Here is an 11,000-nt window from a genome sequence, read left to right as displayed (position 1 = left end):
ACCCATTTCAATGATTTTTACAAAAAAAATAATAGCAATTGCTATCATCACCATATTTGCCTGTAACTTAAACGCACAGCAAACACCTACATTCTCGGAGTATAATTACAACCCTTTTATTATAAATACAGCTTATGCTGGCTTAACAGAAAACCCCGAGTTCTCTTTGAGTAATACAGGATTCTTTAATCAATTTGAAGGAAGTCCGAGAAATTTTTCATTTAGTGGTCATGGTTCTATAGACAGAAACAAAATGGGCATTGGGGCAGGTATTATGCGAGACGAAATAGGTGTTACTACCTCAACCTCTTTTTTCGCAGCATATTCCTATAAAATATTTTTCGATTTTAAAAGTAATAGACCTTATTGGCAATTGTACGATACAGGTGTTTTGTCTTTTGGTATTACCGCAGGGTTACAACAATATCAAAGTAATTTAACCCAATTAGGCATTATAGGAGATCCTAAATTTGCTCAAGATATAAACAGTACAATACCAACTATTGGTTTAAGTTTTCTTTTTAATCACGCTTCTTTTTATGTTGGTTTTTCGACTCCAAATGTTATGGGAGATAGTTTGGCATCAGACAGTGATTTGGTGTTAAATAGTCCTTACTATGGATATTTTGGTTATCGTATTTATAATAATCGTTTTGAAGATTTTATGATAAAACCAAACATGCTCATAAAATATGAAGATGGAGCCCCGTTCCAAGCAGATTTCAATGTAGCCCTTAGTTTTAGAAACAAGCTAGAAATAGGAACAGGTTACCGAACCAGTAATTCCATAAACTTTTTAGCAGGAATCTATTTATTCAATAATTTACGTGCTATATACAATTACAATCTCGCTAACAAAAACTCCGCTTTAGGAAACACGCATGGTTTAATATTAAGCGTTCAACTCGGTGATGGGTATAGTGTAAATTAAATTTACTTACTACTATAAACAAAAACAGACGCTTACATAAGCGTCTGTTTTTGTTTATTAAAATATGATAGCAGTACTACTTCACATCTAAATTATAAGGAAATAATAACTGAATACCTTTACGTTGCGTACGTGTTTTTACTTCTTTGTAAATATTGTATTGAACATCGCCTAGCTCTTCTTTTAAAATGGTCTCTTTAGCTTTCACTAAACCAAAATCTTGAAGCATTTTATCTAAGTCCTTTTTGAAAATAGGAAATTCGTTTATTTTGTATTCTTCAATTTCTGCAGCTTCAGCAGCATATTTTAAGGCTAAATCTAATCCTCCCAATTCATCTACTAAACCGTTTTTTACAGCATCGGTACCTGTCCAAACACGACCTTGCGCAATAGCTTTTACATCATCTTGAGCCATACCACGACCATCGGCTACTCTTTTGGTAAACAACTCGTAAACATCGATAATTCCTTCTTTAATAAAGGCACGTTGCACATCGCTCATAGGCTCATAAAAACTAAACGAAACGGCGTTTGCATTAGTAATCACTTGTTCGGCGTTAATACCTATTCTATCTGCTAACGCTTTACCATTTGGGATCATTCCAAACACACCTATACTTCCTGTAATGGTTGTTGCTTCTGCAATAATCTTATCAGCATTACAAGCTATATAATAACCACCAGATGCCGCAACGTTCCCCATAGATACAATTACAGGTTTTACTTTTTTAGTTAACTCTATTTCTCTCCAAATTAACTCACTGGCCACTGCACTTCCACCTGGAGAATTAATACGTAAAACTATAGCCTTAACCTTATCATCTTCCCTTGCTTTTTTAAGAGAAGCTCCCATAGTACCTTGACCAACTTTATCCTCATCACCTTCACCATAGATAATTTCACCTTCGGCATAAATAACTGCTATTCTATTTTTATTACTTTTTAATTTCAATTTATCAGCTGCGTGAATAGCATAATCTGCAATAGAAATGGTTTTTAATTTTTTATCATTTTCAATACCAACAGCATATTTTAGTCCATCAATATATTCATCATGATAAGCAATTTTATCAATCATTTTAGACGATTTAGCTAAAGTTGCATTTCGCGCCAAAAGGCTATCTGCAATTGTATTCAATTCCGCTTCATCAATCATTCTACTTTTAGAAATATCACGTTTCATTTCTGTCCAAAGCGAATTTAAATACACCGAAATTTGCTCACGATTATTATCGCTCATTTCATTTTCTAAAAATGGTTCTACAGCACTTTTATATTTCCCGAAGCGCACCACTTCCATTTTAACACCCGATTTTTCTTGTAAATCTTTAAAGTATAACTGTTCAGAATATAAACCTTTAAATTCCATAGCTCCAACAGGATTCATGAAAATAGTATCGGCAACCGAAGATAAATAGTAATCTTTTTGCGTATAAATATCGGCGTAAGCCACAATAAATTTACCCGATTCTTTAAACTTCAATAACGCACCTCTCAAAGCTTTTGTTTGTGACAGACCAGCTTGTATAAAATTATTATCAATAGATATTCCTTTTATTTTATCGTCTGTAGCGGCTAATTTAATACCATCTATAATATTGAAAAGTCCGTTTTTTTCATCTTCATTTAAAAAAGGATATTCGGCAAACTCAGTTTTACCCGCATAATCTTTAATGGGAAAATCTAATGTTAATTCTAAAACAGAATTATCTTTTACTGTCACAACATCATCACCGCCAGACCCCATAATAGCGCCCAAAAAAATTATTCCTAAAAAGAAAAGCACACAAAACAAAATGATGCCTGTTAATGTTGAAAATACACGTTTTATAAATTCCATATTTTTTAAATTATTATTTTTCTATAAGTATTAAAAAAGGCCAAGACGTTACATTTTTACCTCATTATTTTTCACATTTTATAAAAGCTTTGACTTTAAATGTATTGACATAAAACAATAATACCTACCAAGCTATAAAAACCTAGTAGGTATTATTAAAATCACACATTATTCGGGTTTAAAAAACAACCTGATCTAAAGTGTTTTTACGATGAATTTTTCCCGAAACTGTATCTATAAATTTACTTACAGCATATATTGCTTTTGGTTTTTCGTATTTATCCAAACCTTCAAAAATCGCTTCGTCTACTTTATTATCTTTTCCCTCAATTATTAAAATAGCCTTCTCTCCCAAAGTTTCATCAGGAACAGATGTAATAAAAAACTGTTGAGGTATTTTACATTGTAGCTTCTCTTCAATCACCTCTGGATATAACTTAATACCACCAGAATTAATTACGTTATCAAAACGGCCTAACCATTCAAAACTACTATCTGAATGTATTTTTACAATATCATTAGTCACTATAGTTTCATCTAAAAGCTCTGGAGCATTAATCACTAAACAGCTTCTATCGTCGGTAGAAATGGTAATATTTGGTAAGGTTTTAAAGTATTTATCAGACTCTGCATCTGTAAAGTTATTTATCTTCTTAATGGCAATGTGCGATACCGTTTCCGTCATACCATAAGTTTCGTAAACATTAGGTTTTTTATCCTGAATTAAAGCTTTTATACTCTCAGAAACACGTCCGCCACCAACAATTACAGTTTTAATTTTATCGAAATATTTAGCGAAGTTTTTAAGTTGCATTGGTGTAAATGCACAAAATTCGTAATCTTTTTCATAATCGATTCTAGGGAAAGCCGCAGGCTCTACCATATCTAATTCTAAACCTAAAACAATAGCACGAACCATCATCATTTTACCTGCAATAAAGTTTGACGGTAAGCAATGTAATACTTTTTTACCAGGAGTAAGATCGAAGAAGTTACCAGTTGCAATGGCAGATTTTACCATAGCTTCCTTTTTAATTATTATCTCCTTGGGCTTACCGGTAGATCCCGATGTACGCACTTTTATAAAATCATGCTTATCTAACCAATCGAGTAAAAATTCACCCAATTCGCGCTCGTAAGCAACGCCTTCTTTTACAAAGCTATACGCAACCTCCATTAAATCTTCATGAGAATAATGGTGATTATTTAATTTAAACCTTACATGTACTTTAGTGTAATCTGGTATCATAATTATTCTATTATTTTATAGTCTTCTTTTGTTGGTTCAATAACGTTTCCTATTAGTTTATCTTTCCAATTACTCCAATTATATTTCTTAGAAAGAATAAATAAAAGTATTGGAAAAACGACAAATACAGGTATAAATATTTCGCCTAATGCCATGGTATCTGGATCAGACATGTCTTTTAAAATTGAATCGGTTTGGAAGGCAGTCCAGTCGGCAGTAACCAACAGCGCTGTAAACAAGTTATTAGCTGCGTGAAAGCCTAAGGCAAGCTCTAAACCTTCGTCCATTAAAGTTAAAACCCCTAGAAACAAACCGGTACCAATGTAATAAACCATTATAACGGGCCCTAATTGCTCTACTTCTGGATTTGCAATATGCATAAGTCCAAAACCAACCGAAGTGATTAAAAGTGGCAACCATTTATTTTTACAAACCACACCAATACCTTGCATTAAGTAGCCTCTAAAAAAATATTCTTCAAAACTTGTTTGTAACGGTATTAAAGTAATAGCTATTGCTGCGAGTATTAAAAATGGTTTTAATTTAAAATTTAGCACATAATCTTCTGGCGCAAAAAAGAAATAATCTATCAATACAAAACCAGAAGAAATAACACCCCAAAGAATAAAAATAAACCAAAAACGGCTCCAATCTATCTTTTTACGTGTTGTTGTTAATTGCACAAACGATTGCTTATGCAGAACTTTAGCCGAAAAAATAACGCCTGCCAATCCTGCAGCAAAAGATACTAGCATTAAAAACAGAAATAAATTACTACCCAAAGCCTCAATCATATCGGGGATTGTAACGGGTATATTTCCAGTTTCAAAAACTTTTATGCCTAATACAACACCCAAAGGAATCATACCAACCATTTGCCAAGCGGTAAAAACTATTAACACACCTAATAAATATCTCCACCAATCGTGTAAGCCTTTAAAGGCTTGAGCTATATACATACTTCTAAATTAAATTTCCAAGGTTCTACCTTATTATACTGCAATGTACCATTTTTAACTAAAAGCGGTGAATCAAAATTGTTAGAAAACAAACCGCCCGTACCTAAACCTTGTGGCAAATTACTATTTAAACCATAGGTGTATTGTGCAATAGCATTTAAGCCTACATTACTCTCTAAGGCACTTGTAATCCACCAACCTATGTTTTGTTTATGTGCTAAATTAATCCAAGATTCGCTCCCTTTAAAACCGCCAATTAAGGTTGGTTTTAAAATAATGTACTGCGGACAAATAGTTTCTAATAACGCTTGTTTTTTTTCTTCGGAAAACACACCTATAAGTTCCTCGTCTAGAGCAATGGGCAATGGTGTAGTTTCACAGAGTTTTGCCATTTCGGCTATCTGGCCTTGTTTTATAGGCTGCTCAATGGAATGTAAATCGAAATCTGATAATACTTTTAGTTTTTCTAAAGCTTCCGAAGGTTTAAAAGCACCGTTAGCATCTACTCGTAATTCAATATCATTTGAATTGAATTCTTTTCGAATAGATTTTAAAAGATTAATTTCTGTTTGAAAATCGATAGCACCAATTTTCATTTTAATACAACTAAACCCAGCTTCTATTTTATCCTGAATTTGCTGTTTCATGAAACTTTCTGTCCCCATCCAAATTAATCCGTTAATAGCAATGCTATCTTCCGTTTCAGTGAATTTTGAAGGAAATAAATCGAAACCATTTATGCTATCAATAGATTTAAAAGCCATTTCTAATCCGAATTGAATACTTGGAAATTCTTCTAACTGAAGTAATAAAGCATCCAAACCTAATTGAATATTTTTACAAACCCATTTTAATTTATCTTCAAAATCGGGTCTATCATCAATAGAAAGTCCGCGAAACATACCGCACTCTCCAACACCTTTGTTTTCACCTTCATTTAAAATAATAAACCAAGTATCTTTAGTTTTTAAAATACCACGCGAAGTTCCGCTAGCTTGTTTGAAGTTTAAAGTGTATGGTTGGTAAGTTGCCGTCATAGTCATGCTAAAATAACGATTTATTTTATGGAACATCAAAACTAGAGAAGGATTATAATAAAAATTTCAGATTGACTAATTGTTCATTCTTTTACTATAAAATCGATAATTATTTAATGAATAATATTACAAATAACCACTTATACCCATACACAAGGTATAGACTAAATGATTCAAAATCAATTTAATCACTTTTGACGACTAATATAATACGTGTTAAAATGAATTTATTAAAGTTCGATGCTTTCTCCTATTTCTAAAAGCATTAAATCTTTATCCTTCTCGAAAAACTTGCGTTTAGCAACTTCATGATCAATTTCAATATAGCCGAAAGTATCAAAATGGTAGCCTAAAATTTTATCACATTCTACAAAATCACTCGCTAAAATGGCATCGTTAATACCCATGGTGAAATTATCTCCTATAGGAAGAATAGCAAGATCTAGTTTAGTTTGAAGTGGTATTAATTTCATATCAAAAGTAAGAGCTGTATCGCCTGCTATATAAATATTTTTATGTTCGCCTTCTATAATAAAACCGCCGGGTTGCCCACCATAAGTGCCATCAGGAAAAGACGATGTGTGTATGGCGTTTACATATTTTACATTTCCGAATTCAAAATCCCATTGCCCACCATGATTCATTGGGTGACCTTCGAAACCAAGATTACCAAAATGGGTAACAATTTCGAAGTTAGAAATTATAACAGCATTGGTACGTTTGGCAATAGCTTCAACATCTAGAATATGATCTTGATGTGCATGCGTTACCATAATATAGTCGGCTTTTAAAGAGTTAATATCAATATTTGCAGCCTTTTCATTTCCTGTAATAAAAGGATCGACAAGTATATTAATATCTTCTATTTGAATACCTAAACAAGCGTGACCGTAAAATGTGATTTTCATTCGAAATAAATTATATAATTGAACTCTAAATTTACTAAATATTTACAACACTTGCCCTAAACCCATCAAAATAGATAGAAGCACTGTTGTTAGCGCTAACTTTTTTAATTCGGGATCAAAATGTTTTGGATTTTTTGTGTTATTCACTTTTTTCAGATGAAGAAATAAAGGGATAAAAGCGATAATAAAAATGAAATTAAAAGGTGAACTATAAAAGATAATTCCAAATAAAACGGATAATAAAATTGCCGAAACCACCAAAGCACTATGATAAGTTTTAGCTTTTTGGCTTCCTAATTTTAAGGCTAGCGTAATTTTGTTAGATTTAGTATCAGACTCTATATCTCGCATGTTATTTAAATTAAGTACCGCTGCACTTAACAAGCCTATTACCATTGCAGGCAAAATAACAACAAAATCTATGGTTTTTGCATACAATACATAACCACCTACAACACTCACTAAACCAAAAAACAGAAACACAAAAACATCGCCCATAGCATTATAGCCGTAAGCATTACCGCCAACAGTATATTTTATAGCCGCAATTATAGCCGCTACGCCAAGGGCAAAAAACAACACCGCAAGAAAGAAGTGAGCTTTACCAAAGGCAAAATAAACAGTAAGTAAGGCTAAAATAACCGAAATCGCTACATTTATTGTAATGGCCCGTTTCATTTCTTTGGGAGTGATTACACCACTTTGTATGGCGCGCTCTGGCCCTATTCTATCATCATTATCTGTGCCTTTTACACCATCGCCATAATCGTTTGCTAAATTTGATAGTATTTGAAAACTTAAAGTCGACAAAATAGCCAACACACAAATTACCGAATTAAAAACGCCCTGATAGGCTGCTAAAAACGAGGCTAAAATAATTCCTGAAACAGATAGAGGTAAAGTGCGCAAACGCATGGAAGAAATCCAAACTTTTGTTTTATTCATTTATGGAATCCATTTTTTTTCAAAATTAGGCTTACGTTTTTCTAAAAAGGCATTTCTACCTTCGGTAGCTTCCTCCGTCATGTAAGCTAAACGTGTGGCTTCTCCAGCAAATACTTGCTGCCCAACCATACCATCGTCTGTTAAATTCATAGCGAATTTCAACATTTTAATAGATGTAGGCGATTTTGCTAATATTTCCTGAGCCCACTCATAGGCTGTACTTTCTAATTCATCGTGAGGAACAACAGCATTCACCATGCCCATATCAAAAGCTTCTTGAGCCGAGTAGTTTCTTCCTAAAAAGAAAATCTCACGAGCTCTTTTCTGTCCTACCATTTTGGCTAAATAAGCCGATCCGTAACCACCATCAAAACTAGTAACATCGGCATCGGTTTGTTTAAAAATAGCATGCTCTTTACTTGCTAAAGTTAAATCGCAAACTACGTGTAAACTATGTCCTCCACCAACAGCCCAACCCGGAACCACAGCAATTACAGCTTTCGGCATAAAACGAATTAAACGTTGTACTTCTAATATATTTAAACGGTGATAGCCATCTTCACCAACATAACCTTGGTGTCCACGTGCTTTTTGATCGCCTCCACTACAAAATGAATAAACACCATCTTTAGTCGATGGGCCTTCGGCAGATAATAATACCACACCAATATTCACATCTTCATTAGCATTATATAAGGCATCGTACAATTCCGATGTTGTTTTCGGACGAAATGCATTTCTCACATCTGGTCTATTAAACGCTATGCGCGCAACACCATTACATTTTTTATATGTAATATCGGTGTATTCTTTAACAGTTACCCAATTTTCTTGACTCATTTTCTTTATTTTAGCCAAAAATAAATTTTATTTCATTAAAACCCTTCATTACCTATGAAAAATAATATTTCACTACTCGTTTTACTATTTATTTGCCTTTCTTTAAATGCGCAATCTTATAAATTTGAAACGGTTATAGACCTTGAAACTACCGATGTTATTAGCCAAGGAAATACAGGAACGTGTTGGAGTTTTTCTACATCGTCTTTTTTAGAGAGTGAAATAATGAGAATTACAGGTAAAAAGATTGATTTATCTGAAATGTATACCGTAAGAAACACCTACCCGAAAAAGGCCTGGAACTATATTATGCGCCAAGGTAAAACACAATTTAGTGATGGTGGTTTGGCTCACGATGTTTTAAATAGCGTAAAAGATCATGGTTTAGTACCAGCTTTCGCTTTTACAGGTCTTGAAGAAAATGCGACCAGACATAACCACACTGAAATGCTTACCGTTTTAAAAGGTTTATTAAACACCTATACTAAGGATGTAAAGAAACCATTATCTCCAAAATGGAAACAGGTTATCGAATCGGTTTTAGATATTTATTTAGGAAAAAACATTGAAACTTTTAATTATGAAGGCGTACAATACACACCACAATCGTTTTTAGAATTCACAAAAATAAACCTTGATGATTATGTGAGCTTAACATCATTTTCTCACCAACCATTTTACACAAGCTTCATTTTAAATATTCCTGATAATTTTTCTAACGGAAGCTTCTACAACATCCCAATTGAAGAAATGGTTAAAACCGCAAATAACGCGCTTAAAAAAGGATACACTATTGCTTTAGATTGCGATGTAAGCGAAAGTACATTTACAGCAAACCCAGGTATGGCGATTATACCAGAAGACGGCAATGTTGATTTAAAGGACTTAACAGAAATTGTAGCCGAAAAAGAGATTACGCAAGCCTACAGACAACAAGAGTTTGAAAACTTCAATACTACCGACGACCACTTAATGCATATTACAGGTTTAGTAAAGGACCAAAACGGGAATATTTACTATAAAGTAAAAAACTCTTGGGGTAAAAACTCCGAACGCGTTGCTAACAATGGCTTTATATACATGAGTGAGGCTTATTTCAAATTAAAAATGATTTCAATTACCTTAAATAAAAATGTACTTGACAAAAAATATCACAAAATTTTGAATTAATACTAAGTTAAATAGATAGTAAATTGCGGATATCACAAAAGTAAATAGTCGTGATAATAAAGCGATGTTGGTATGAATATAATTATTAATTTTGCCGAGTAATAACAGTTTGTCAGGAAAACTTGCAAATTATCGAGATAAATCGTACATTACAACGTATTTAAACCCAGATTAATATGATTTTAACAATTACTCTTACATTTACCCTACTTGTATTCGTTAATTTATTGCTTTTAAAATTTAGTTGTAACAAAACAGCTAAAACAACAAAAGTTAACAAACAGCCCGTTATTTTGGCTCCGTATCTAGAATTAGATGCCATGCAAGAAAGACTGGCACCAACAGGTAGCTAATTTGTAGCAAAGCGTTTTAATTTTCCCTTTTCTTTTTTTACCACTCCAGCGTTTTATTGCCAAGAGTTTTAAATTCTTGGTTAACCTTCGAAAAATGCTGATTACCAAACCAATACCCTCTATTTGCAGATAATGGCGACGGATGCCCACTAGTTAATATCAAATGCTTACTAGCATCAATTAATTTAGCCTTCTTTTTTGCAAAACCACCCCAAAGTAAAAATATTACATTTTCTTTATTATCACTTACCGTTTTAATTACAGCATCTGTAAACGTTTCCCAACCTTGTTTTTGATGGCTTGCTGCTTCATGAGCTCTAACCGTTAGTGTCGCATTTAAAAGTAAAACACCTTGCTTTGCCCAGCGTTCTAAATTGCCACTTTCAGGATACGGAATACTTAAATCCGTTTCAATTTCTTTAAAGATATTTATTAATGATGGAGGATGCTTAACGCCATCTGCAACAGAAAAACATAATCCATTAGCTTGTCCATGATCATGATAAGGATCTTGCCCAATAATAACCACTTTTACATCATTAAAATGGCAATAATTAAAGGCATTAAAAATGGCTTCTTCCGGAGGGAAACATGTTGATTCCTTATATTCTTTAGAAACAAATGTTTTTAAGTTTTTATAATAATCCTTTTTAAACTCTGCCTCTAAATAGGGTTTCCAACTTTCGTGAATCTCTAAATTCATTTATAAAATTTTATTAAGAAACTAAATTAACACTATCTTTATTGTAATTTCAATTTAAGAAGAAA

Annotated in this window: 11 protein-coding genes; 3 read left to right on the top strand and 8 right to left on the bottom strand. The window is 33.0% G+C overall.

The features are described 5' to 3' along the window. Nucleotides 1-10 precede the first annotated feature (10 nt). Nucleotides 11-931: a PorP/SprF family type IX secretion system membrane protein gene (locus tag GQR98_RS13575; RefSeq protein ID WP_233268010.1), complete on the top strand. Its 921-nt coding sequence runs from the start codon at nucleotides 11-13 to the stop codon at nucleotides 929-931. A 76-nt stretch (nucleotides 932-1,007) separates the two neighbouring features. On the opposite strand, the gene sppA is transcribed toward GQR98_RS13575, so the two are convergent. The 7 genes from sppA to GQR98_RS13540 all read right to left on the bottom strand — a co-directional run bounded on the left by sppA (nucleotide 1,008) and on the right by GQR98_RS13540 (nucleotide 8,709). After that, nucleotides 1,008-2,771: a signal peptide peptidase SppA gene (gene sppA / locus GQR98_RS13570; RefSeq protein ID WP_159019966.1), complete on the bottom strand. Its 1,764-nt coding sequence runs from the start codon at nucleotides 2,769-2,771 to the stop codon at nucleotides 1,008-1,010. A gap of 178 nt (nucleotides 2,772-2,949) precedes the next feature. Next, nucleotides 2,950-4,020, bottom strand: coding sequence for an AMP-binding protein (locus GQR98_RS13565; protein WP_159019965.1), 1,071 nt, complete (start codon nucleotides 4,018-4,020; stop codon nucleotides 2,950-2,952). A gap of 2 nt (nucleotides 4,021-4,022) precedes the next feature. Beyond that, nucleotides 4,023-4,979, bottom strand: a complete 957-nt coding sequence (locus tag GQR98_RS13560; RefSeq protein WP_159019964.1) for a CPBP family intramembrane glutamic endopeptidase — start codon at nucleotides 4,977-4,979, stop codon at nucleotides 4,023-4,025. After that, nucleotides 4,970-6,016 carry an o-succinylbenzoate synthase gene (locus tag GQR98_RS13555; protein ID WP_159021168.1) on the bottom strand — a complete coding sequence of 349 codons (1,047 nt, stop codon included), beginning with the start codon at nucleotides 6,014-6,016 and terminating at the stop codon, nucleotides 4,970-4,972. Before GQR98_RS13555 ends, GQR98_RS13560 begins: the two co-directional genes overlap by 10 nt. A gap of 230 nt (nucleotides 6,017-6,246) precedes the next feature. Next, the gene (locus GQR98_RS13550; RefSeq protein ID WP_159019963.1) at nucleotides 6,247-6,924 is read right to left on the bottom strand and encodes a metal-dependent hydrolase; all 678 of its coding nucleotides are present in this window, start codon (nucleotides 6,922-6,924) and stop codon (nucleotides 6,247-6,249) included. 42 nt (nucleotides 6,925-6,966) lie between these two features. Beyond that, nucleotides 6,967-7,869 (bottom strand): 1,4-dihydroxy-2-naphthoate octaprenyltransferase, encoded by a 903-nt coding sequence (gene menA / locus GQR98_RS13545; protein WP_159019962.1) that lies wholly within the window; start codon nucleotides 7,867-7,869, stop codon nucleotides 6,967-6,969. After that, on the bottom strand, nucleotides 7,870-8,709 hold the full coding sequence (locus GQR98_RS13540) for a 1,4-dihydroxy-2-naphthoyl-CoA synthase (protein ID WP_074939351.1): 840 nt from the start codon (nucleotides 8,707-8,709) through the stop codon (nucleotides 7,870-7,872). Nucleotides 8,710-8,763: 54 nt separating this feature from the next. Between GQR98_RS13540 and GQR98_RS13535 the strand changes: the two genes are divergently transcribed. Next, a complete protein-coding gene (locus GQR98_RS13535; protein ID WP_159019961.1) occupies nucleotides 8,764-9,879 on the top strand; it encodes a C1 family peptidase in 1,116 nt (371 codons plus the stop codon). A gap of 176 nt (nucleotides 9,880-10,055) precedes the next feature. Continuing rightward, nucleotides 10,056-10,232 carry a hypothetical protein gene (locus GQR98_RS13530; protein WP_159019960.1) on the top strand — a complete coding sequence of 59 codons (177 nt, stop codon included), beginning with the start codon at nucleotides 10,056-10,058 and terminating at the stop codon, nucleotides 10,230-10,232. Between the two features lie 37 nt (nucleotides 10,233-10,269). On the opposite strand, the gene GQR98_RS13525 is transcribed toward GQR98_RS13530, so the two are convergent. Next, the gene (locus GQR98_RS13525; RefSeq protein WP_159019959.1) at nucleotides 10,270-10,935 is read right to left on the bottom strand and encodes a uracil-DNA glycosylase; all 666 of its coding nucleotides are present in this window, start codon (nucleotides 10,933-10,935) and stop codon (nucleotides 10,270-10,272) included. Nucleotides 10,936-11,000: the final 65 nt, after the last annotated feature.

Origin of the sequence: Algibacter sp. L3A6 (genome assembly GCF_009796825.1) — a bacterium.
Taxonomy (GTDB): Bacteria; Bacteroidota; Bacteroidia; order Flavobacteriales; family Flavobacteriaceae; genus Algibacter.
This window is presented reverse-complemented; position numbering and strand designations above follow the sequence as displayed.

Coding starts and splice junctions, on each gene's coding strand:
- GQR98_RS13575 (WP_233268010.1), top strand. CDS start 11: ATGATTTTTACAAAAAAAATAATAGCAATTGCTATCATCACCATATTT.
- GQR98_RS13560 (WP_159019964.1), bottom strand. CDS start 4,979: ATGTATATAGCTCAAGCCTTTAAAGGCTTACACGATTGGTGGAGATAT.
- sppA (WP_159019966.1), bottom strand. CDS start 2,771: ATGGAATTTATAAAACGTGTATTTTCAACATTAACAGGCATCATTTTG.
- GQR98_RS13550 (WP_159019963.1), bottom strand. CDS start 6,924: ATGAAAATCACATTTTACGGTCACGCTTGTTTAGGTATTCAAATAGAA.
- GQR98_RS13525 (WP_159019959.1), bottom strand. CDS start 10,935: ATGAATTTAGAGATTCACGAAAGTTGGAAACCCTATTTAGAGGCAGAG.
- GQR98_RS13540 (WP_074939351.1), bottom strand. CDS start 8,709: ATGAGTCAAGAAAATTGGGTAACTGTTAAAGAATACACCGATATTACA.
- GQR98_RS13535 (WP_159019961.1), top strand. CDS start 8,764: ATGAAAAATAATATTTCACTACTCGTTTTACTATTTATTTGCCTTTCT.
- menA (WP_159019962.1), bottom strand. CDS start 7,869: ATGAATAAAACAAAAGTTTGGATTTCTTCCATGCGTTTGCGCACTTTA.
- GQR98_RS13565 (WP_159019965.1), bottom strand. CDS start 4,020: ATGATACCAGATTACACTAAAGTACATGTAAGGTTTAAATTAAATAAT.
- GQR98_RS13555 (WP_159021168.1), bottom strand. CDS start 6,016: ATGACGGCAACTTACCAACCATACACTTTAAACTTCAAACAAGCTAGC.
- GQR98_RS13530 (WP_159019960.1), top strand. CDS start 10,056: ATGATTTTAACAATTACTCTTACATTTACCCTACTTGTATTCGTTAAT.